14 protein-coding genes and 2 tRNA genes are annotated in these 21,918 nt (G+C 68.9%); 6 read left to right on the forward strand and 10 right to left on the reverse strand.

The features are described 5' to 3' along the window. The first annotated feature begins 233 nt into the window (after window positions 1-233). The 3 genes from F7Q96_RS07855 to F7Q96_RS07865 all read left to right on the forward strand — a co-directional run bounded on the left by F7Q96_RS07855 (window position 234) and on the right by F7Q96_RS07865 (window position 2,557). Window positions 234-309 (forward strand) — tRNA-Val (locus F7Q96_RS07855). 69 nt (window positions 310-378) lie between these two features. Next, a tRNA-Asp gene (locus tag F7Q96_RS07860) sits at window positions 379-455 on the forward strand. Window positions 456-622: 167 nt separating this feature from the next. Continuing rightward, the gene (locus F7Q96_RS07865) at window positions 623-2,557 is read left to right on the forward strand and encodes a SurA N-terminal domain-containing protein (protein ID WP_053821925.1); all 1,935 of its coding nucleotides are present in this window, start codon (window positions 623-625) and stop codon (window positions 2,555-2,557) included. Between the two features lie 147 nt (window positions 2,558-2,704). Here the strand turns inward: F7Q96_RS07865 and F7Q96_RS07870 are convergent, their stop codons facing one another. Continuing rightward, on the reverse strand, window positions 2,705-3,412 hold the full coding sequence (locus tag F7Q96_RS07870; RefSeq protein WP_082371481.1) for an arylesterase: 708 nt from the start codon (window positions 3,410-3,412) through the stop codon (window positions 2,705-2,707). Between F7Q96_RS07870 and F7Q96_RS07875 the strand changes: the two genes are divergently transcribed. After that, window positions 3,411-4,109: an ABC transporter ATP-binding protein gene (locus tag F7Q96_RS07875; RefSeq protein ID WP_053823111.1), complete on the forward strand. Its 699-nt coding sequence runs from the start codon at window positions 3,411-3,413 to the stop codon at window positions 4,107-4,109. The two genes, F7Q96_RS07870 and F7Q96_RS07875, sit on opposite strands and share 2 nt — an antisense overlap. Before the next feature lie 30 nt (window positions 4,110-4,139). Here the strand turns inward: F7Q96_RS07875 and pgi are convergent, their stop codons facing one another. From pgi to F7Q96_RS07915, 8 genes are all read right to left on the reverse strand, one after another. Beyond that, window positions 4,140-5,789 carry a glucose-6-phosphate isomerase gene (pgi, locus tag F7Q96_RS07880; protein ID WP_053821923.1) on the reverse strand — a complete coding sequence of 550 codons (1,650 nt, stop codon included), beginning with the start codon at window positions 5,787-5,789 and terminating at the stop codon, window positions 4,140-4,142. 108 nt (window positions 5,790-5,897) lie between these two features. After that, the gene (locus F7Q96_RS07885; protein WP_053821922.1) at window positions 5,898-6,842 is read right to left on the reverse strand and encodes a DMT family transporter; all 945 of its coding nucleotides are present in this window, start codon (window positions 6,840-6,842) and stop codon (window positions 5,898-5,900) included. Beyond that, window positions 6,839-8,476: an NAD(P)H-hydrate dehydratase gene (locus tag F7Q96_RS07890; protein WP_053821921.1), complete on the reverse strand. Its 1,638-nt coding sequence runs from the start codon at window positions 8,474-8,476 to the stop codon at window positions 6,839-6,841. The genes F7Q96_RS07885 and F7Q96_RS07890 overlap by 4 nt, the downstream gene beginning before the upstream one ends. 33 nt (window positions 8,477-8,509) lie before the next feature. Next, window positions 8,510-9,784: a D-amino acid dehydrogenase gene (locus tag F7Q96_RS07895; protein ID WP_053821920.1), complete on the reverse strand. Its 1,275-nt coding sequence runs from the start codon at window positions 9,782-9,784 to the stop codon at window positions 8,510-8,512. Window positions 9,785-9,790: 6 nt separating this feature from the next. After that, the gene (locus F7Q96_RS07900) at window positions 9,791-11,089 is read right to left on the reverse strand and encodes a TRAP transporter large permease (RefSeq protein WP_053821919.1); all 1,299 of its coding nucleotides are present in this window, start codon (window positions 11,087-11,089) and stop codon (window positions 9,791-9,793) included. A gap of 81 nt (window positions 11,090-11,170) precedes the next feature. Beyond that, window positions 11,171-11,683, reverse strand: a complete 513-nt coding sequence (locus F7Q96_RS07905) for a TRAP transporter small permease (protein WP_053821918.1) — start codon at window positions 11,681-11,683, stop codon at window positions 11,171-11,173. A 177-nt stretch (window positions 11,684-11,860) separates the two neighbouring features. Continuing rightward, the gene (locus F7Q96_RS07910) at window positions 11,861-12,850 is read right to left on the reverse strand and encodes a TRAP transporter substrate-binding protein (RefSeq protein ID WP_053823110.1); all 990 of its coding nucleotides are present in this window, start codon (window positions 12,848-12,850) and stop codon (window positions 11,861-11,863) included. A 137-nt stretch (window positions 12,851-12,987) separates the two neighbouring features. Continuing rightward, window positions 12,988-14,358, reverse strand: coding sequence for an amidase (locus tag F7Q96_RS07915; RefSeq protein ID WP_390885738.1), 1,371 nt, complete (start codon window positions 14,356-14,358; stop codon window positions 12,988-12,990). A 341-nt stretch (window positions 14,359-14,699) separates the two neighbouring features. Between F7Q96_RS07915 and F7Q96_RS07920 the strand changes: the two genes are divergently transcribed. Together F7Q96_RS07920 and F7Q96_RS07925 are read left to right on the forward strand one after the other, a co-directional pair. Next, the gene (locus tag F7Q96_RS07920; RefSeq protein ID WP_053821917.1) at window positions 14,700-15,317 is read left to right on the forward strand and encodes a winged helix DNA-binding protein; all 618 of its coding nucleotides are present in this window, start codon (window positions 14,700-14,702) and stop codon (window positions 15,315-15,317) included. Window positions 15,318-15,440: 123 nt separating this feature from the next. After that, window positions 15,441-19,094, forward strand: a complete 3,654-nt coding sequence (locus tag F7Q96_RS07925; protein WP_053821916.1) for a hydantoinase B/oxoprolinase family protein — start codon at window positions 15,441-15,443, stop codon at window positions 19,092-19,094. A gap of 165 nt (window positions 19,095-19,259) precedes the next feature. On the opposite strand, the gene F7Q96_RS07930 is transcribed toward F7Q96_RS07925, so the two are convergent. Next, window positions 19,260-21,776 carry an alkaline phosphatase D family protein gene (locus tag F7Q96_RS07930; RefSeq protein ID WP_053821915.1) on the reverse strand — a complete coding sequence of 839 codons (2,517 nt, stop codon included), beginning with the start codon at window positions 21,774-21,776 and terminating at the stop codon, window positions 19,260-19,262. Window positions 21,777-21,918: the final 142 nt, after the last annotated feature.

Consider the following 21,918-nt stretch of genomic DNA (forward strand, 5'->3'; position numbering starts at 1 on the left):
CGGCCGGGCGATCCGCCCGCCGGCACCGCAAAGACCGCAGGGTTCGCCCTGCGGTTTTTTTTCGCGCCGCGCGGTGTTCGGCTTGGCAAAGCCAAAGACGCTGTATTACACTTGCGGCCTCGCAGCGCAAACGGCAGTCGACGGCTGATACGTGCGCGGCGATACAGCCTGATTGGCGGCATTGCGGCCACTTGGTGGCAACATCCGGTGGCAACATCGCGGCAACATCGAGCGGGTGCTTAGCTCAGCTGGTAGAGCGGCGCCCTTACAAGGCGTAGGTCGGGGGTTCGATCCCCTCAGCACCCACCACTCTCTCGATGGCCCGATCGTCATGCCAGATGTCATCAGGCCGTGTCGCCGGGCAGCGAGACCGACATCGGAGTGGTAGTTCAGTCGGTTAGAATACCGGCCTGTCACGCCGGGGGTCGCGGGTTCGAGTCCCGTCCACTCCGCCACATTGCATCCGGGCACCGCCAGGTGGCCGGCCGAATCAGCCGCCTCCATGCGGCTGTTTTCATTTGTAGACCTTAGCGGCCGCCGACGCCACATCCCGCGGGCGGCCCCGCGCAGCCTGCTAGAATCGCGGAGTTTGACCTCCGTCCCAACTTGATCCCGAGTCAGCATGCTTGATTTCGTTCGCAACAACCGGCGCCTGATGCTTTTGCTGCTGCTGGTGCTGGTGTTTCCGTCGTTCGTGTTCTTCGGCGTGGAAAGCTATTCGCGCTTCATGGACAGCTCGCACGACGCCGCCAAGGTCGATGGCCGCGCCATCACCCAACAGGAAGTCGACAACGTGCTGCGCGAGCAGTCCGAGCGGATGCGGCAGGTACTGGGCGCTGCCTACGATCCGCGCCAGTTCGAAGGTCCGGAAGCGCGCAAGGCGGTGCTGGACCAGCTGATCCTGCAGCGCGTGGTTGCCTACGAGGTCAATCGCGAGCATCTGACCGTGTCGAACGAGCGGCTGTACGAGGCGATCGTCAGCATTCCCGCGATCGCGCAGCTGCCGAAGAAGGCGGACGGGCGGGTCGAGGACAAGGCCTATCTCGAACTGCTGGCGTCGCAGGGCATGACGCCCGAACAGTTCGACGCGCGCATGCGTTTCGACCTGGCGACGCAGCAGCTCGGCCAGTCGATCGGTGCGACCGCGTTCATGCCGAAGTCGTTGCTGGACCGCCTGATCGCCGTGCGCGACCAGCAGCGCGAGGTCCAGCCGCTGCTGCTGAAGGCCAGCGACTACGCCGCCAAGGTGTCGGCCGACGACGCCGCGCTGAAGGCGTACTACGACAAGCATCGCCAGGCCTTCAGTGTGCCCGAGCAGGCCAAGGTCGAATACCTGGTGCTGTCGGCCGATGCGCTGGCCGCGGGCATCAGCATCACGCCCGAGCAGCTGAAGTCCTACTACGACAGCAATATCGCGCGCTTCCGTACCGATGAGCAGCGCCGCGCCAGCCATATCCTGATCGCGGCGCCGAAGGACGCGCCCGCCGCCGAGCGCCAGGCCGCCAAGGACAAGGCCACCAGGCTGCTCGAAGAACTGCGCAAGCAGCCGGACACCTTCGCCGATGTCGCGCGCAAGCAGTCGCAGGATCCGGGCTCGGCGGAGAAGGGCGGCGATCTGGGTTTCATGGGTCGCGGCGCGCTGGTCAAGCCGTTCGAGGACGCGATGTACGCGCTGCAGCCGAACCAGCTCAGCGATGTGGTCGAGACCGACTACGGCTATCACATCATCAAGGTGACCGAGGTCAAGCCGTCGGAGACGCGTCCGCTCGAGGCAGTCAAGGCGGAGCTCGAGGCCGAACTGCGCAAGCAGCTCGCCGCCAAGCAGTTCACCGAGCAGGCTGATGCCTTCGGCAATACCGTCTACGAGCAGTCGGACAGCCTGAAGCCGGCCGCCGACAAGTTCAAGCTGACGATCCAGACTGCCGACAACGTGACCCGCGCGCCGAACCCGGCGCTGGGCGCGAACAATCCGCTGAACAACGAGAAGGTGCTGACCGCGCTGTTCAGCGACGACGCGATCAAGAACAAGCGCAATACCGAAGCAATCCAGGTCGGTCCGGAAACGCTGGTCGCCGGCCGTGTGGTCGAGTACCGCCCGGCGTCGGTGCGTCCGTTCGATGCAGTGCGCGATCAGGTCCGCGCGCAGTACGTGGCCGAACAGGCCGCCGAACTGGCGCGCAAGGACGGCGAAGCGCAGCTGGCCAAACTGAAGCAGAGCGGTTCGGCCGATGGGTTCGGCGCCGCCGTCACGGTATCACGCCAGCAGCCGGCCGGTCTCGCGCCGAAGGCAGTCGAGGCCGTGATGCGCGCCGATGCGTCGAAGCTGCCGGCGATGGTCGGCGTCGATCTGGGCGCGCAGGGCTATGCGATCTATCGCATCGCCAAGGTCTCGCAACCGGCGCAGGCCAATCCGGCGCAACGCCAGGCCGACGCGCAGCAGCTGTCGCAACTGGCCGGCCAGAGCGAGCTCGAAGCGTTCTTCGAGAGCCTGAAGGCGCGTTCGGACGTCGAGGTGCTCAAGCCCGCGGCGCCGGCGGAATCGCAGCCGGCAGGCTGACCGCGATCGATGCGATGGACGGGACCGGCCGCACAGGTCCGTCCGGCAGCGATGAAGAAGGGGCCCCGCGGGGCCCCTTTGCTTTGTCATGCGCCGGTGTCATGCGCCGGTGTCATGCGCCGGCGAGCGATGCCGCCGGGCCGGCGTTCACCCGCGCCGTTGCTGCGCGTTGCCTTCCTCCGCGCTGCGCCGCTGGCGCTTGAGCAGCGGCTCGAGCTGCGGCCACACGGTGTCGAGCAGCGCCGGCTGGGCCTGCGCGGTCGGATGGATGCGATCGTCCTGGAACCAGTCTGGCCGCGTCACCACCTTGTCGAGCAGGAAAGGCACCAGCGGCAGCTGGTATTCCTTGGCCAGCTTCGGATACAGCGCGAAGAAGCGCTCGGTGTAGTCGGGCCCGTAGTTCGGCGGGATCCGCATGCCGATCAGCAGCACATTGGCCTTGGCGGCCTTGGCGCTGGTGACGATCTGGCGCAGATTGGCCTCGGTGCTCTGCAGCGGCAGGCCGCGCAGCGCGTCGTTGGCGCCGAGCTCGACGACCACGACGGCGGGCCGGTGGCGGGACAGCAGATCGGGCAGGCGGGTCTTGCCGCCGACCGTGGTCTCGCCGCTGATGCTTGCATTGACGACGCTATAATCGAACCTCTCCGCGCGCAGGCGGTCTTCCAATAACTTGACCCACCCCGCGCCGCGCGCGATGCCGTATTCCGCCGACAGGCTGTCGCCAAGCACCAGGATCGTCGGCGCGCGTTGCGCCAGCGCGGGCATCGCTGCCAGCGCCAGCAGCCCGCCCAGCACCAGGGCGCGCCAGCGTCCACCGATGTCCCGCCAGAAACCGTTCCGGAAACCCTTGCTCATGTCCTCATCCATTCTTGCTGTCGAATCCTTGGGAAAGACCGTGACGGACGCGACCGGTTCGCTGACGATTCTGCACGACGTGTCCTTTTCCGTCACGCCCGGCGAAACGCTGGCCATCGTCGGGGCCTCCGGGTCGGGCAAGTCGACGCTGCTCGGACTGATGGCCGGGCTCGACCTGCCCAGCCGTGGCACCGTGTCGCTGCACGGCCACGACCTGTTCGCGCTCGACGAGGATCAGCGCGCCGCCCTGCGCGGCCGTCATGTCGGCTTCGTGTTCCAGTCCTTCCAGCTGGTCGGGCATCTGACCGCGCTGGAGAACGTGATGTTGCCGCTGGAGCTGCGCGGCGAGACCGACGGTGTGCGCGAGCGCGCCAAGGCGATGCTGGAGCGGGTCGGCCTTGGCGCGCGGCTGTCGCACTATCCGCGCACGTTGTCGGGCGGCGAACAGCAGCGCGTCGCACTGGCCCGTGCCTTTGTCACGCGGCCCGACATCCTGTTCGCCGACGAGCCGACCGGCAGCCTCGACACCGCGACAGGCGAAGCGGTGATCGCGCTGATGTTCGAACTGAATCGCGACGCCGGCTCGACGCTGGTGCTGGTCACGCACGATCGCTCGGTGGCGGCGCGTTGCGGGCGCATCCTGACGATCGAGGCAGGCAAGGTCGCCAGCGACGAGTGGATGGGCGCGGAAGTCTGAGAACGCGAAATCGAGGGCAAGGGCAGGCCCTCAGCCTCCCCGGGCCAGCGCGCCTCGCGCGCGCGCAATCAGCGCGCTGGTGGACGGATCGTGCGGCCCCTCGGCGCGTCCGTTCAGCTCGGCCTCGATCGGCCGCGCCAGCAGCTTGCCAAGTTCGACGCCCCACTGGTCGAACGAGTTGATATTCCAGATCGCGCCCATCACGAAGGTGCGGTGTTCGTACAGCGCGATCAGCGCACCCAGCGCGCGCGGCGTGATGCCGTCGATCAACAGCATATTGCTCGGCCGATTGCCCGCGAAGCGCATATGCGCGATGCGTTCGGGCTCGACGATGCCGGCCGCCCGCAGTTCTTCCTCGGTCCGCCCGCGCATCAGCGCTTCGGCCTGCGCAAAGCAGTTGGCCAGCAGCTTGGCATGATGGCCCGGCAGCGTACGCGGCGCGGACAGCGGTGCGACGAAATCGACCGGCACGATCTGCGAGCCCTGGTGGATCAGCTGGAAATACGCGTGCTGGCCGTTGGTGCCGGCCGTCCCCCAGACCACCGGCGCGGTGTCCACGCGCACCGGCCACCCATCGCGCTGCACCGACTTGCCGTTGCTCTCCATCTCCAGCTGCTGCAGGAAGGCGGGGAACAGCTCCAGCGAGGTCGAATAGGGCGCCATGCAGCTGGTCGGCAGGCCGAACACATTGCGGTACCAGACCCCCAGCAGGCCGAGGATCACCGGCATGTTGCGCGCCAGCGGTGCGGTGCGGAAGTGCTCGTCCATCTCGCGGCCGCCGGCCAGCAGTTCCGCGAAGGCTTCGAAGCCGAGCGCCAGCGTGATCGACAGCCCGACCGAGGACCACAGCGAGAAGCGTCCGCCGATCCAGTCCCAGAACTCGAACATATTGGCCGGATCGATGCCGAAGGCGCGTACCGCCTCGAGATTGGTCGACACCGCGACGAAATGGCGCGCCAGTCCGCTCTCCGGCACGCCGCGCTCGATGAACCATTGGCGCGTGCTGTTGGCGTTCGCCATCGTCTCCAGCGTGGTGAAGGTCTTCGAGCAGACGATCACCAGCGTGCGTTCGGGATCGAGCCGCGCCAGCGTCTCGGCCAGTTCGGTGCCGTCGACATTGGAGACGAAATGCACGCGCGGCCCGGACGCGGCGCCGCCCCCGCCATCGCCCGCAAGGTGCGCGAGCGCCCTGCACACCATGCGCGGCCCGAGATCCGAGCCGCCGATGCCGAGGTTGACCACGTCGGTGATGGTCTTGCCGCCATGGCCCGTCCATTGGCCGCTGCGCACGCGCTGCGAGAAGTCCCGCATGCGCGAGAGCACATCGTGCACTGCCGGCATCACCGACTTGCCATCGACCTGAAACGGGGCGTCCGGCGCGGCGCGCAGCGCCATATGCAGCGCCGCGCGATCCTCGGTCGCGTTGATATGTGCGCCAGCGAACATGGCATCGCGCTGCGCGGGTACGCCGGCCTCTTCGGCCAATTGGACCAGCAGGTCCATCGTCTCCGGCACGATGCGGTTCTTCGAGTAGTCCAGGAACAGGCCGGCCGCTTCCAGCGAGAACCGGTCGACCCGCTCGCCGGCGTCGGGCGCGGCAAACCAGTCGCGCATCCGCTGGTCGCGGATCGCTTGGTAGTGCTGCTGCAGACGTTGCCAGGCGGGAAGGTCAGTGGGCATTGCGAAATACGGGCGGAAAAGAGTCGAGCGGATAGTACGAGCGCGAAGACGCGGAACGTGCCGAGTATAGCGTGCACATTCGGCGAAAACTGTCAGACAACGCCGCAATCAACGCGTTCCGCCGAGGCCCCTCGCCACCAGCCGCAAGGCCGATTCGCCGCCCGCGACCCACAGGCCGCCGGCGCAGATCACCGCAATCCCCAGCGCCGTGGTCCAGTCCGGCAACTGGCCGAAGGCGAGGAAGCCGACCGTGGTGGCCGAGATGATCTGCAGATAGAGGAAGGGACTGAGGAACGAGGCGTCGGCGTACTGGAAGGCGCGGATCACGAAGTAGTGGCCGAGCGACCCGGTGATGCCGGCCGACAGCAGCAGCGCGCATTGCAGCGGTGTCGGCATGGCGGCAAACCAGAAGAAGGGCACCAGCAGCGTCGTCAGCGCGGCGCCGCTGATGCCGCTCCAGATCAGCGTGGTCATCGGCGCATCGTGGGCCGCCATGCGCCGCGTCAGCATTTGCAGCAGCGCAAACAGCAATGCCGACGTGAGACCGAGCGCCACGCCGCCCGGCGTCAGCTCGCCGCCGGGGCGCACCACCACCAGCATGCCGGCAAAGCCGATCAGCACGCCGCTCCAGCGCATCAGGCGGGCGTTGCGCCCCGGCCGTTCGCCGAGCAGCCACGGCGACAGCGCGACCACGAACAGCGGCGCGCAGAAGTTCAGCGCGGTGGCGGTCGCCAGCGGCATCAGCTTGAGCACCGAAAAGAACACCAGCGTCGAGGCCAGCATCAGAGCGCCGCGTACCCATTGCAGCCGCGGCTGGCCGGTGCGGACCTGGGCCCGGAAGCGGGCCGGACCGAGCAGCAGAAAGATGGCGACCACATGGCCCACGTAACGGACCCAGGCCACCGCCATGATCGGCAGGCCCTGCTGGGTCAGCGTCTTGCCGGTGGCGTCGAGCAGCGTCAGGATCCATTGGCCGAGTACCAGCAACGCGATGCCGGTCAACAGCTGCCGACGGCTCGGCGCCGCGCTCGGTACCGGGATCGCGCCGCTCATCGCCTCGTGCCCGGGTTGTTCAGCCGGTTCAATGCATTGAGTTCATGCCGCGCGGCCCGGGCCAATTCGCCGGCCGTCAGCCCGGCCGGGCCTTCGCCGCCTGCCACCAGGCGATCGGCCGCGCAGCCATGCAGCCAGACCGCGGCCAGCGCCGCGGGCTCGGCCGCCATGCCCTGTGCCAGCAGCGCGCCGATCATGCCGGCCAGCACGTCGCCGGTGCCGGCGGTGGCCAGGCCCGCGTTGCCGGTCGGATTGATGGCAATCGTGTTCTCGTCCCGACCAGCGATCACGGTACCCGAGCCCTTCAGCACAACTACCGCTTGCCACTGCGCAGCCAATGCACGTGCCGCGTCGATACGATCGCGCTGGATCTCCGCCACGGTGCAGCCCATCAGCCGCGCCGCTTCGAGCGGGTGCGGCGTCAGTACGCGCGGCGCGGTGCCGGCCTTCGCCAGCGCCGCCAATTCCGCGTCTGCGGCCAGCAGATTCAGTGCATCGGCGTCGAGCACGGCTGGCGTATCCGCACGCAGCGCCCTCTCGAGCCATCGGCCGGCGTCCTCGCCGGTACCCATGCCCGGGCCGGCCACCAGCGCCGACATCTCGTGCAGCCGCAGCCGGTCGACCGGATGCAGCATCAATTCGGGATGCGCCGGATCGAACGGCGGCGCGGGGTCGGCCAGAAAGCCGATATGCACGCGCCCGGCGCCCAGATGCAGCGCGGCCCGGGCTCCGAGCAACGGCGCGCCGACCATGCCGATGCTGCCACCGATCACCGCCAGCGTGCCGAAGCTGCCCTTGTGGCTCGCATGTCGTCGGCCTGGAAGCCCGGCGGCGAAGCGCGCCGGCGTATTGGCCCAGACGGCCCGGGCCGCCGCCCCTGCATCTTGCGGCGGATAGTCGAGGCCGAGCGGCGCGATATCGAGTTCGCCGGCACAGTCGCGGCCGTCCAGCGTCAGCAGGCCCGGCTTCGCGGCGATGAAGGTCAACGTCCGGGTTGCGCGCACCGCGGGCGTACCGGCGCCGGTATCGGCCGACAGGCCGCTCGGTACGTCGAGCGCGAACACCGGCACCCCGTCGTCGGCCAGTGCGCACAGCCGCGCGATCCATTCGGCGAGCGCGCCGCTGGCGGGACGGTTCAGCCCGATACCGAGCAGGCCGTCGACCACCGCGGCAAAACGCGGCGCCGCCGCGGGCCAGGGCGGGGCGGATTGCGGCGAGGCGGCATCGGGCACCAGCACCTGCAGCGGCACGCCGGCATCGTTTGCCTGCTGCCACGCGCGTGCGGCATCGGTGGGCAGGCGTGCGGGATCGGCCAGCAGCCATGCCTGCACCTCGCGGCCGGCCTGATGCAGGTGTGTCGCCGCGACCAGCGCGTCGCCGCCGTTATTGCCGGGGCCCGCCAGCAACAGCAGCGGTCCGGCCGGTGCATGGGCGCTCAGCCAGGCGGCAGCGGCAGCCCCGGCACGGGCCATCAGCGTGAACGGCGACAGGGTGGCGTAGGCCGCCTGTTCGAGCCGGCGGATCGCGGCGCTGTCGAACAACGGAATGGACGTGGCGCTGAGCGGATCGAAGCGCAACCAGTCCGCGGCCTCGGCGGCCGTCCCGGCAACGGCGGGAGAGGAGAAGGGCGTCATCGGCGCATTATCGCAGCGCCGCCGGCAAACGGCTCATCGCCGCGGGCCCAGGCCGTAGCGGTCCGGCGTCAGGCCTTCCAGGTCGATCTCGGCCGGCGCGCCGGACACCTGCGCCGCGAGCAGCTTGCCCGAGCCGCAGGCCATCGCCCAGCCGGTGGAACCATGGCCGAGATTGAGGAACAGCCCCGGCACGGCGGTGGCGCCGATCAGCGGCGGGCCGTCCGGCAGCATCGGCCGGGCACCGGTCCACAGCGACGCTTCGGCGTAGTTGGCCGCGCCCGGGAACCAGTCGCGGCCGACCTTCAGCAGCGTGCGCACCGCGGCCCGGCGCAGGTCCAGCTTGCGCGAGCCCAGCTCGGCGGTGCCGGCCAGCCGAATGCGATTGCCCATGCGGGTGATCGCGACCTTGTACGACTCGTCCATCAGCGCGGCCAGCGGGGCCTGCAGGGCATCGCGCACCGGCACCGTCGCCGAATAGCCCTTGACCGGATAGAGCGGCACGCGCAGGCCGAGCGGGCGCAGCAGCGCGGCACTGGCGACACCGGCGGCAACCACGACATGTGGCGCGCGCAGGATCGAGTCCCCTCCCTGGCACCGCACGGACACCGACAGCACGCCGTCGCCAGGCGCGCCGATGCCGTGAACGGTGGTGTCCATCTGAAACCGCACACCGGCCGCCTCAGCGAACTGCCGCAGCCGGCGCGTGAACATCGGGCAATTGCCCGATTCGTCCTCGGGCAGATGCAGCCCGCCGGCCAGCGCGGTGTCCGGAGCCAGCCCGGGCTCGAGCCGGCGGCATTCGGCCGCATCGACCAGCCGATGGGGTACGGCGTTCTCGCGCAGCAGCGCCAGCGCGGGCTGGGCCATCTCAAGGTCGCGCTCGGTCCTGAACAGCTGCAGATAGCCCTGCGACTGCTCGTAATCGATCTGCAGCTGGTCGCGCAACTGGTGCAGGCAGGCGCGGCTGTAGAAGGCCAGCCGCTGCATGCGCAGCTTGTTGATGCGGTAGCGCTCGAGCCGGCATTCGCCGAGCCAGCGCGCGATCCAGCGCCACATCGCCGGGTCCGCGCTGGGCCGGAACACCACCGGCGAGGTACTGGCGAACAGGGTGCGCAGCACCTTGGCCGGCATTCCGGGCGCGGCCCACGGTGTCACATAGCCGGGCGCGATGACGCCGGCGTTGCCGAAGCTGGTCTCCTGGGCCGGAGAGGCGCGCCGGTCCAGCACGGTGACCTCGAATCCGGCCTCGCGCAGATACCAGGCCGAGCACACGCCGATCACGCCGGCCCCGATCACGATGGCGCGCATGGGGACTTACATCTTCATCTGCGCGGGCAGATAGGTCACCAGGCCGGGGAAGGCCCAGATCAGCAGCACCGCCACCACCATCAGCACGAAGAAGGGGAAGGCGGCCCAGGCGATATAACTGATATTGCGCCGGGTCATCCCCTGCAGCACGAACAGGTTGAAGCCGACCGGCGGCGTGATCTGCGCCATCTCGACCACCAGCACGACAAAGATGCCGAACCACAGCAGGTCGATGCCGACTGCCTGGATCGTCGGCAGCAGCACCGACATCGTCAGCACCACCATCGAGATGCCGTCGAGGAAGCAGCCGAGGATGATGAAGAACACCATCAGCGCGACGATCAGCAGGAACGGCGTCAGGTTCAGGCCGACGATCCATTCGGCAAGATGGCGCGGCAGGCCGATGAAGCCCATCGCCAGCGTCAGGAACGACGAGCCCGCCAGGATCAGCGCGATCATGCAGTACAGCCGGGTGGCCGACATCAGCGAATCGCGGAAGGTCTGCCAGGTCAAGGTGCGCTGCGCCAGCGCCAGCAGCAGCGCCCCGACGACGCCGAGCGCCGCCGCCTCGGTGGCGGTGGCGATGCCGGCGTAGATCGAGCCCAGCACTGCGCCGATCAGCAGCACCACCGGAATCAGGTGGCGCGATTCGGCCAGCTTGGCGTGCAGGTCCAGGCGATGCTCGGGCACCGGGATCGCGTCGCGATGGCGCCAGCCCCAGACCGCGACATAGCCCATGAACAGCAGCGCCAGCATCAGCCCCGGCAGCACCCCGCCGATGAACAGCTTGCCGATCGACACGTCGGCGGTGACGCCATAGACGATCATGATGATCGACGGCGGAATCAGCAGCCCGAGCGTGCCGGCGCCGGCCAGCGAGCCGATCGCCATCGAATCGGGATAGCCGCGCTTGGCCAGTTCCGGCAGCGAGATCTTGCCGATCGTCGCGCAGGTGGCGGCGCTCGAGCCCGACACCGCCGCGAAGATCGTGCAGCCGATCACGTTGACATGCAGCAGCCGGCCCGGCAGGCGCTGCAGCCAGGGCGCCAGCCCGCGGAACATGCCTTCGGACAGTTTTGTCTTGAGCAGGATCTCGCCCATCCAGATGAACAGGGGCAGCGCCGTCAGCGTCCAGCTTGACAGCGAGCCCCAGACCGTCAGCGCCATCGATTCGCCGCCGACCTTGTTGGTGAACAGCTCCATCGCTATCCATCCGACGCCGAGAATCGCGATGCCGATCCAGACGCCGGCGCCGAGCACGGCGAAGATCGCGACGATCAGGAAGAGGGTGATCCAGAGATCCATGTTGTTGCGTTCCTGTGGGGATGCCGTTCAGTCGAGATGGCCGGCTGGTGCGATACGGAGGCTACGTGTCGGTACGCGGCGTCATTCGGTGCGCGCCATCTCGCCGCTTTCCTCGCGCGGCAGACGGCGCGTGCGCAGCACGTAGACGAACTCCTCGGCGAAGGCGACGAACAGCCCGAACAGGCCCACCGCCATCGACAGCTGCGGAATCCACAGCGGCGTGGCGTCGGTGTTCTGCGAGATGTCGTGATAGATGTACGAGTCGTACGCGAGCTTGCCCGCGTAGTAGGTGAAGTACGCGGTCAGCAGCGTGGCCACCGCCAGGCAGAAGATCTCCACCCAGACGCGCGGCTTGCCGTGCAGGCGCTGCAGGATCAGCGTCACGCGGATATGGTCGCCCTGGCGCAGCGTCGCGGCCAGCGCAAGGAACGACCCCGCGGCCATGAAATAGCCGGCATAGGCATCGCCGCCGTCGATCTGGAAATGGGCAAAGCGCCCGACGATGATGGCCAGTTCGATCAGCAGCGTCAGGCAGATGAAGACGGCCGCCAGCGCGCCGAGCGCCTGGTAGAACCACTGGAAGCGGGAAGTCATGGTGCGTCCGGGAGGCTAGAGGAGAGGGAAGCGGGAAGCCGTGCCACTTCGGGGGATCGCTGTCGTCCCCGCGAAGGCGGGGACCCAGTGGCTTGCGTCAAGACGCTGGGCCCCCGCCTGCGCGGGGGCGACGAGGTGGCGTGGCGAGCCTGGCCCGGCATCGTCACGCCGTTCGCCTTACTTGCGATACGCCGCGATGATTTCCTTGCCGTCGGGGCCGGCCTTCTTTTCCCACTCGGCCAGCAGTTCGTCGCCGATCTTCTTCATGTCGGCCTGCAGCTGCGGCGTGGGCTTGACGATGGTCATCTTGTTCTTGGCCAGCGTGTCCAGCGATTGCTGCGTGTATTCGCGCATCCGCTGCCAGCCGCGCGTCTCGGCCGCCTGCGCGGCCTTGATCAGCGCCTCCTGCGACGGCTTGTCGAGCTTGTCGAACTCGCGCTTGTTGACGATCACCATGTTCTTCGGCAGCCAGGCGTCGACCGTATGGAAGTGCGTCAGGCTCTCCCAGACCTTGCTGTCGACGCCGGTGGCGCCCGACGACATGAAGCTGTCGACCACGCCGGTGGCCAGCGCCTGCGACAGCTCGGCGGCCTGGATCGTCATCGGCTGGGCGCCGACCGCCTGTGCGATGCGCGTGGTGGCCGGATTGTAGGCGCGCCACTTCAGGCCCTTCATGTCGGCGCCCGAGCGGATCTCCTTCTTCGCATAGATGCCCTGCGGCGGCCACGCGACCGCGTACAGCAGCTTGATGCCCTGGCGGTCCAGCAGGCGATCGATCACGGGCCGCTGCGCCTGCCACAGCTTGTACGATGCATCGAAGCCGGTGGCGAGGAAGGGCACGGCATCGACGCCGAACAGCGCATTCTCGTTCTCCAGCAGCGACATCAGCACCTCGCCCGCCTGGGCCTGGTTGCTCTGCACCGCGCGCTTGATCTCGTTGGCCTTGAACAGCGAACCGTTCGGATGCAGCGTGATGGCGAGCTTGCCCTGCGTGGCCGCGCTGACCTCCTTGGCGAACTGGTCCAGGTTGACCGTGTGCGGGTTGTTGGCCGGATAGCCGGTCGGCAGATCCCATTTGACCTGGGCCTGCGCCAGCGGCGCCATCGCGAAGGCGCAGGCGAGCAGCCCGCACGCAGACATCGACTTCAGCAATCCCTTGCGCTGCATCATTTCTCTCCTGGTTGTGTCATTACCGCGTCGTTGCGCATCCGTGGTGCGCACGCGTGCGTGGATCTTGCGCCGCCAGCGGTGGCTCGTCCACTGGGTCGTCCACTAGGTCGTCCGCTAGTCGTCCGCCCGCCGGCTCAGGCCTGCTGCGGCGTGGGCGCGAGCACGGCCTCCAATGCAAGCGCCGTGCCCAGCAGCGTCGCGTCGCGCATCGGGCCATGCGCGAGCATCAGTCCGACCGGCAGTTCGTCGGGCTGGTGGCACGGCAGCGAGATCGCGCAGCCGTCGAGGAAGTTGATGGTCGAAGGATTGCGCAGCAGCAGCGCATTGATGCGCGCAAACAGCGCGTCGTCGGCGACCAATGGCGCGATCGGTGGGGCGATGACCGGCACGGTGGGGCAGGCCAGCGCGTCGAAGCCGTCCAGCCGCGCCATCACACGCTCGCTCCAGGCGGCGCGGGCGCGCACCAGATCGACATAGTCGGCCGCGCCGATCGCGGCGCCGCGGTCGATGCGCGCCGCCACGCGCGGGTCGTACAGCGTGCGCCGCGACGACAGCGTGCCGCGGTGGATCGCATAGGCCTCGGCCGCGGTCAGGCCGCCTTGCGCGTTCAGCGTCGACAGCTCCAGCAGCTCGGGCAGATCCACATGTTCGATCTGCACGCCGGCGGCGGACAGTCGTCCCAACGCGCGATCGAAGGCGCGCGACACGGTCTCGTCCAGATCGTCCAGCAGCAGCTGGCGCGGTACGGCCAGCCGCAGCGCGCCGGCGGCCTTGCGCACAGGCACCAACGCCTGATCCGCGATCACGCCGTCGACCAGCACGCAGTCGGCCACGGTGCGCGCCATCGCGCAGGCGGTATCGAGCGAGAACGACAGCGGAAAGGCACCGGCCAGCGGCACGCGCCGCGCGGTCGGCTTGAAACCGGTCAGCCCGCACAGCGCGGCCGGAATGCGGATCGACCCGCCGGTATCGCTGCCCAGCGCCGCCACGGCGAGGCCAAGCGCCACCGAAGCCGCCGCGCCCGACGACGAGCCGCCGCAGATGCGCTGCACCGCGGTGTCGTGCGGATTGACCGGCGTGCCGTAGTGCGGGTTGATGCCGACGCCGGAGAAGGCGAACTCGGTCATGTTGGTGCGGCCCACCAGCGCGGCGCCCACCGCTCGCAGCCGCGCCACCACGGGCGCGTCGTCGGTCGCGGGCGCGGCATCGGCGCGCACCGTCGAGGCGGCGCGCGTGACATCGCCGCCGATATCGAACAGGTCCTTGATCGATACCGGCAGCCCCGCCAGCGGATGCAGCGGCTTGCCGGCCAGCGCCGCGGCATCGGCGGCCCGCGCCGCGCTGGCCGCGGTATCGAAGCTGGTCTGCAGGAATACCGCTTGCGCCTCCGGCTCCTTCGCCCGGGCCTCGGCCTGCTGCAGCAGCGCAGCGCGCGACAGTCGGCCCTCGCGGGCCAGCCGGTTCAGCGTGTCGATATCGGGGAGCAGCGCGGCAGGCATCGTCATCGGTACAAGGTCTGGCTCTGTGTCCGGGCAGTGGGCTCGGGCGTGGGTCGAAGTCGGGAACGGCGATGATGGGGACCGTACTGCTTGCCGCTTGCCCCGCGGCAGTGCGAACCCCGCCGGATGCCCAGAATTCGTGCGCGAATCGAGTCGGAAGCGGTCGTTTCGGTGCCGCGCAATCCCCATCGTTACCGGGTACTCATGCTCATAATTTGTCGATAAACTGTCAAGCTGAAATTGCCGCGGCGGCCCCCGGGAAATCCCTACACGTCCTTGTCTCCGCTTGCGTTCCGCGACGCACGACGCCGTTCGTTCTCCGCTGTCCTTCTGCAGGAGTGCCACCCATGGCCCGAAAGCCGAGCCGCCGCGACGATGTTGCCTCTCACGATATTGCCGCTGCCGATGTTGTCTCTGCCGGTACCGCGTCGGCCGCGGCCGCCGAAGCGGTCGTTCGTTCGAGCAGCGCCGGCATCGTGTCGTCCGCCCATCTGGTGTCGTCGCGCAGTCCCGAGCTGTCGGAATTCGAGTTCGGCCTGAACACCGCCTACAACGCCTATAGCCGCTGGGTCGTGCGCTGCATGGGCGCGGCGGGCGTGCGCGACCTGACCTTCCTCGACGTGCTGGTGCTCCATCACGTCAACCACCGCGGGCGCGCCAAGCGGCTGGCCGACATCTGCTTCGTGCTGAATGTCGAAGACACCCACCTGGTGACCTACTCGCTGAAGAAGCTGCAGGGCATGGGGTTGGTCGCCGGCGTGCGCGTGGGCAAGGAGGCGACCTACAGCACTACCGCGGCAGGCACCGAGGCGTGCGCGCGGTATCGCGAAATCCGCGAGCAATGCCTGACCAGCAATATGACGCCGGGCAGCGCGGAGAACGCCGAGATCGGCGAACTGGCACGGCTGTTGCGCGTGCTGACCGGGCTGTACGAGCAGGCGGCGCGTTCGGCGACATCGCTGTAGCGCGCTCCCATCACATCGCCTCCGCGAAAGCGGTGCCCAGCGTCTTGCAGCAGCACGCAAGCCACTGGGTCCCCGCCTGCGCGGGGACGAGAGACAACCATCCCTATCTCGAGGTAGTTCAGCGTGTCTTCTTCCGCATCGCAAGCCGCATCGCAAACTCCTTCGGCCGGCTCGCGCTGGCAGTTCTGGATCGATCGCGGCGGCACCTTCACCGATATCGTCGGCCTGCGCCCGGACGGCACCGTGGTCACGCACAAGCTGCTGTCGGAGAACCCGGAGCAATACGCCGATGCGGCGGTGGCCGGTATCCGCCATCTGCTGGGTCTGGCCCCGGGCGAGCCGATCACGCCAAGGCTGGTGTCCGCGGTGAAGATGGGCACCACGGTGGCCACCAACGCGCTGCTCGAGCGCAAGGGCGAGCCGACCGCGCTGTTTATCACGCGCGGCTATCGCGACGCGCTGCGGATCGCCTACCAGAACCGGCCGCGGCTGTTCGACCTGAACATCTTGCTGCCCGAGCTGCTGTATCGCGAGGTGGTCGAGGTCGACGAACGGATCGGCGCGCATGGCGACGTGGTGCAGCCGCTGGACGAGGCCGCGCTGCGCGAACAGATGACGCGGGTGCTTGCCGACGGTATTCGCGCCGTGGCGATCGTGCTGATGCACGGCTACCGCCATTCCGATCACGAGGCGCGCGCGGCGCGCATCGCGCGCGAACTCGGCTTTGCGCAGGTCTCGGTGTCGCACGAGGTATCGCCGCTGATGAAGCTGGTGCCGCGCGGCGACACCACGGTGGTCGACGCCTATCTGTCGCCGATCCTGCGCCGTTATGTCGAACAGATCGAGCGCGAGATGCCGGGCGTGAACCTGCAGTTCATGCAGAGCAGCGGGGGCTTGACCGACGCGCATCGCTTCCAGGGCAAGGACGCGATCCTGTCCGGTCCGGCCGGCGGCATCGTCGGCATGGTGCGCGCCTCGCAGCGCGCCGGCTTCGATCGCATCATCGGCTTCGACATGGGCGGCACCTCCACGGACGTGTCGCACTTCAGCGGCAAGCACCCGAATGACTTCGAGCGCGTGTTCGAGACCAGCGTCGCCGGCGTGCGCATGCGCGCGCCGATGATGAGCATCCATACGGTGGCGGCGGGCGGCGGCTCGGTGCTGCATTTCGACGGCAGCCGCTATCGCGTCGGCCCGGACTCGGCCGGCGCGAATCCGGGGCCGGCCAGCTATCGGCGCGGCGGCCCGCTGGCGGTGACCGACTGCAACGTGATGCTTGGCAAGATCCAGCCCGCGCATTTCCCCGCTGTATTCGGTCCGCGCGCGGATGCGCCGCTCGATCGCGATGCCGTGGTCGCGCGCTTCGAGGACCTGGCGGCGCAGATCGCCGAGCAGACCGGCGACCGGCGCACGCCCGAGCAGGTCGCCGAGGGCTTCATCGAGATCGCGGTCGGCAACATGGCCAACGCGATCAAGCAGATCTCGGTGCAACGCGGACACGACGTGACCGGCTACACGCTGACGACGTTCGGCGGTGCCGGCGGCCAGCATGCCTGCCTGGTGGCCGATGCGCTCGGCATGCAGACCGTGTTCGTCCATCCGCTGGCCGGCGTGCTGTCGGCCTACGGCATGGGCCTGGCCGACCGCACGGCGATGCGCGAGCTGTCGATCGAAGCGAAGCTGGACGAGGCCGCGGTGCCGATGTTGGCGCAGCGGCTCGACGCGCTCGCGCAGCAGGCGCGCGACGAGCTGCTGGAGCAGGGCGAGGACGCCGGCCGCATCGAGGTGCTGCGGCGGGTCCATCTGCGCTACGAGGGCACCGATTCGGCGCTGGTGGTGCCGTTCGGCGATGCCGGCGCAATGCGGGCGGGCTTCGAGGCCGCCTACCGGCAGCGCTATGCCTTCCTGATGCCGGACAAGGGGCTGATCGTCGAGGCGGTCTCGGTCGAGGCGGTCGGCGTCGCGCAGGCGCCGCAGGAGCGGCCGCCCGAACTGGCGCCGCGCGAAGGCCCGCCGCGGCCGGCGGAGACGGTGCGCATGTTCAGCGGCGGCGCCTGGCACGACACCGGCCTCTACCGCCGCGATACGCTGCGTCCCGGCGACCGGCTCGCCGGCCCGGCGATCATCGCCGAGCAGAACGCCACCACCGTGGTCGAACCGGGCTGGCAGGCGCTGCTGACCGAGCAGGACCATCTGGTGCTGACGCGGGCGGTGCCCCGGCCTCAGCGCCGCGCCATCGGCACCGAGGCCGATCCGGTGATGCTCGAGGTCTTCAACAACCTGTTCATGTCGATCGCCGAGCAGATGGGGCTGCGGCTGCAGAACACCGCCTATTCGGTCAACATCAAGGAGCGGCTGGACTTCTCCTGCGCGATCTTCGACGCCATGGGCAACCTGATCGCCAACGCGCCGCATATGCCGGTGCATCTGGGTTCGATGGGCGAGAGCATCAAGACCGTGATCGCGCGCAATGCCGGGCGGATGAAGGACGGCGACGTCTATGTGCTGAACGACCCGTACAACGGCGGCACGCATCTGCCGGACGTAACGGTGATCACGCCGGTGTTCGATGCCGACGGCAGAGAGGTGCTGTTCTACGTCGGCTCGCGCGGCCACCACGTCGATATCGGCGGCATCACGCCGGGCTCGATGCCGCCGGACTCGACCGTGGTCGAGGAGGAGGGCGTGCTGATCGACAACTTCCTGCTGGTCGATGGCGGCGTGCTGGACGACGCCGGCATGCGCGCGCTGCTGGCCGGCGCGCGCTATCCGGCCCGCAACGCCGACCAGAACATGGCCGATCTGCGCGCCCAGGTCGCGGCCAACGCGAAGGGCGTCGAGGAACTGCGCAAGATGGTCGCGCACTTCGGCTTGCCGGTGGTGCGCGCCTATATGGGTCACGTGCAGGACAACGCCGAGGAGGCGGTGCGGCGCGTGATCACGGCGCTCAAGGACGGCAGCTATACCTATCCGCTGGACAATGGCGCACAGATCCGCGTGCGCGTGACCGTCGATCGGGAGCGCAGGGAAGCGACCGTCGATTTCACCGGTACCTCGGACCAGCTGCCGAACAACTTCAACGCGCCCCGCGCGGTCTGCATGGCCGCGGTGCTGTATGTGTTCCGCTCGCTGGTCGACCAGGACATCCCGCTGAACGCCGGTTGCCTGAAGCCGCTGCATGTGGTGATCCCCGAGGGCTCGATGCTCAACCCGCGCTATCCGGCCTCGGTGGTGTCGGGCAATGTCGAGACGTCGTCGTGCATCACCAACGCGCTGTACGGCGCGCTCGGCGTCGTCGCCGCCAGCCAGGGCACGATGAACAATTTCACGTTCGGCAACGCGCGCTACCAGTACTACGAGACGATCTCGGGCGGCAGCGGCGCCGGCAACGGCTTCGACGGCTGCGACGTGGTGCAGACGCATATGACCAACTCGCGCCTGACCGATCCCGAGGTGCTGGAGTGGCGCTTCCCGGTGCGGCTGGACAGCTACGAGATCCGGCATGGATCGGGCGGTGTGGGGCGCTGGCACGGCGGCAATGGCGGCGTGCGCAAGGTGCGTTTCCTCGAGCCGATGACGGCGTCGATCCTGTCGAACAATCGCGTGCATGCGCCGTTCGGCATGGCGGGAGGCGAGCCGGGCGCGACGGGCCGCAACCGCGTGATCCGCGCCGACGGCAGCGAGGAGACGCTGCCGCATGTGGCACGGACCGAGATGGGCGTCGGGGATGTGTTCGTGATCGAGACGCCCGGGGGTGGGGGATTTGGGGCGGTGTAGGCGGGGAGGGCCGGCGGTTGCCCTCTCCCCCAGCCCCTCTCCCGCAAGCGGGAGAGGGGAGCGTCGTGTGCGTTGTGACGTAAGTCTATCGGTCCGCCGATTTTCTCCCCTCTCCCGCGGGCGGGAGAGGGGCCGGGGGAGGGGGCAAGAGCGGCCAGCGTATCGCTACCGCTCGATCGATACCGCCGCCGTATCCCGCGGCACCGTCGCCTTCACCGTCCGCGCCACCACCGCGGCCGGCGCCTTGCCGCCGACCAGCCGGTTGACCTGCCTGAACTCGCAGGTCAGCGCGGCCGGCGTGACCGTCACCACCGCATAGCCCTGCGCGTCGGTATTGGCGTACTGCAGCCAGGGATTGCTGCGCAGCGCGGCCAGTTGCTGGCATAGCGGCACGACCTGCTGCACGAAGCCCGCATCGGCCTGCAGCGCGGCCAGCACCGCATCGGTGGTCGCATCGAGCTGTCCCTCCGCCACGCCGCGTGCGGCCAGCGCGCCGCGCAGCGAGATCCGCAGCGATTCGGCCACGGTGGCGGCGGTGACAGCCGACGGCGCCAGCGTATGGTCCAGCAGGTTGACGTCGACCGACACTGGCTCGCTGCCCAGCGCGGGAACGGGCAGCGACAGCGTGCGGTAGACCAGCGTCGACAGGCTCTCCGACAGCGCGCCGACCGCCGACTTCAGATACGAGAAGAACGAGTCCGAGCTGATGCCGGCCGTGACCAGGTCGACCATCACCGGGGTGCCGCCGCCCTCGGCATCGTAATCGTCGTGCACGGTGCCAGCGTAGAACGCATGAATGTCGCCGGTCAGCGCCACCACATTGCGGATGCCGTTGTCCGCCAGATGCCGCATCAGCGCCTTGCGTTCGGCGTTGAAGCCGTCCCACTGGTCGGCGTTCAGCAGGAAGCGCTGGAAGAACGGAGCCAGCGCGGCCTTCTGCGCGGCCGGGATAAAGGCTGACTGCTCGCGCCTGGCGAGCACGTCAGGCTTCACATGGCCGAAGGCGATGGCCTGCGCGGCGGCGCCGATCTGCGCCGCAATGCCGCCGGCGGCAGCGCCCTTGGCCTGTTCGAAAGCCAGCACCGCGATCGCGGCCTGCGCGGCGGTCAGTCCGGCCGCGATGGCGCTGCCGGACTTGTCGCCCGCGGCGGCATCGGCCATCGCGATCGCCTGCGCCGCCGTGGCCGCGGTGGACTGCGCGGCGCCGGCCGACACAGCGGCGACCACCGCCGCGGCGACCGGCACATTGCCGCCGGTCGAGGTCAGCGCGCCCTGGATGCTGGCCGACAGCGTGCCGACGGCCTGCAGCGCGACCAGTGTCGCGATGGCGTTGCTGCCATCGATGCCCATGCGCAGCAGCGAGACCTCGTTGCCCCACAGCTTCCAGATTGCCGGCGAGCGTGCCATCGTGTCGCGCCACCAGTTGCGCTGTTCATTGCCGAGGATCGACGTCAGCGCCAGCGTGTCGGCGGATCCAGCGGCGGCCATCTTGGCCGCCTCGGCGGCGGCCAGCGTCGCCGCCGGCACCATGTAGCGGGCGCCGATGCTGCCCAGCGGCGCGCCGGTCGCCGGATTGATCGCCGCTTCGGGCAGCACGTGGTCGGTGCGGTACAGCCGCTCGTCCGTCATCACCAGATGGGCCAGCTTGCCGAAGCGCAACTCGCGATAGATGCGGATCGCATGGATGCCATCCTGCTTTTCGTCGAACACGATGTCGGCCGGCATGAATTCGAACCAGGCACGGCTGGCGGCGCGCCGGCGCGCGGGCTGGTGCTGCTCGATGCCGTTGCCCGCCGCGTTGTAGGTCTCCGCATCGCCCCAGCAGTCGTCGCTGAACTCGTGGTCGTCCCAGGTGGCCACCATGGCGAAGCGCTCGTGCACCGCCTGCAGGCGCGGGTCGCTGCGGTAGCGCTTGTACAGGTAGCGGTAGTCGTTCAGCGTGGTCGCGTACTTCGCGCCGCCGCTGCCGTTCTTGAAGGTGCCGTCCGGCAGCGCGAGCGGGGTGTGCAGGCTTTCGACCGCACCGGTCTGGAAGTCCTCGCCGACCGTTTCGTAGATGTAGTCGCCCAGATGGACGACGAAATCCAGGTCCTCGGCCGCCAGCGCCTCGAACGTGCCCCAGTGGTTGATGCTCCAGTCCTGGCAGCTGAGGAAACCGAGGCGCAATTGCGACACGTCGGCATCGGCCGCGGGCGCGGTGCGGAACCGCCCGACGCGCGAGCGGACCTCGCCGGCAGTGAACTGGTAGTAGTACGTCCGGCCGGCATCGAGACCGGTGATCTTGTGGCGCACCGTGCAGTCGTAGGCGCCGGCGACCGGGATGGCGGCATCGACGACCGCGGTGCCGGCGAGCGCGGCGGCGGTCCCCAGCGCGCCGGCGTTGTCGGCGGCCGTCACGCGCAGCCGGATCGAAAAGCTGGCGTCAAGGCTCGCCGCCGCGGCATCGTCGACGTTGGCGGGCACGACGCGGGTCCACAGCAGGATGCCGTCCGGCTTCGGATCGCCAGACGCCACGCTCTGCGGGAACTTCCAGTTTGCGCCGGAGGCCGGCGGCACGGCCGGCGTGCCGGTGTCGGGTTGGCCGTCCGGATGGTCGTCGCCGCCGCATGCCGCCAGCCCGCCCGCCGTGGCCGCCGACACCGTGATGAAGCCGCCCAGCTTCAGAAATCGCCTTCTGTCCATGTCTTTTCGTTCTCGTTGGGGTGGCTCGGGAGCGCGTCCCGAAGGGAACCTGCCGTCAACGGCCGTGCAAGGGCCGCAACGGCCGCCAGAAGCGGATTGGAGCAGGGCGTTGTGACAACGGCGTGATGTGGGGGGCGCACCG

This window comes from Cupriavidus gilardii, from assembly GCF_008801915.1.
Taxonomy (GTDB): domain Bacteria; phylum Pseudomonadota; class Gammaproteobacteria; order Burkholderiales; family Burkholderiaceae; genus Cupriavidus; species Cupriavidus gilardii.

Coding starts and splice junctions, on each gene's coding strand:
- F7Q96_RS07875 (WP_053823111.1), top strand. CDS start 3,411: ATGTCCTCATCCATTCTTGCTGTCGAATCCTTGGGAAAGACCGTGACG.
- F7Q96_RS07915 (WP_390885738.1), bottom strand. CDS start 14,358: ATGACGATGCCTGCCGCGCTGCTCCCCGATATCGACACGCTGAACCGG.
- F7Q96_RS07870 (WP_082371481.1), bottom strand. CDS start 3,412: ATGAGCAAGGGTTTCCGGAACGGTTTCTGGCGGGACATCGGTGGACGC.
- F7Q96_RS07885 (WP_053821922.1), bottom strand. CDS start 6,842: ATGAGCGGCGCGATCCCGGTACCGAGCGCGGCGCCGAGCCGTCGGCAG.
- F7Q96_RS07920 (WP_053821917.1), top strand. CDS start 14,700: ATGGCCCGAAAGCCGAGCCGCCGCGACGATGTTGCCTCTCACGATATT.
- F7Q96_RS07930 (WP_053821915.1), bottom strand. CDS start 21,776: ATGGACAGAAGGCGATTTCTGAAGCTGGGCGGCTTCATCACGGTGTCG.
- F7Q96_RS07865 (WP_053821925.1), top strand. CDS start 623: ATGCTTGATTTCGTTCGCAACAACCGGCGCCTGATGCTTTTGCTGCTG.
- F7Q96_RS07900 (WP_053821919.1), bottom strand. CDS start 11,089: ATGGATCTCTGGATCACCCTCTTCCTGATCGTCGCGATCTTCGCCGTG.
- pgi (WP_053821923.1), bottom strand. CDS start 5,789: ATGCCCACTGACCTTCCCGCCTGGCAACGTCTGCAGCAGCACTACCAA.
- F7Q96_RS07905 (WP_053821918.1), bottom strand. CDS start 11,683: ATGACTTCCCGCTTCCAGTGGTTCTACCAGGCGCTCGGCGCGCTGGCG.
- F7Q96_RS07895 (WP_053821920.1), bottom strand. CDS start 9,784: ATGCGCGCCATCGTGATCGGGGCCGGCGTGATCGGCGTGTGCTCGGCC.
- F7Q96_RS07910 (WP_053823110.1), bottom strand. CDS start 12,850: ATGCAGCGCAAGGGATTGCTGAAGTCGATGTCTGCGTGCGGGCTGCTC.
- F7Q96_RS07890 (WP_053821921.1), bottom strand. CDS start 8,476: ATGACGCCCTTCTCCTCTCCCGCCGTTGCCGGGACGGCCGCCGAGGCC.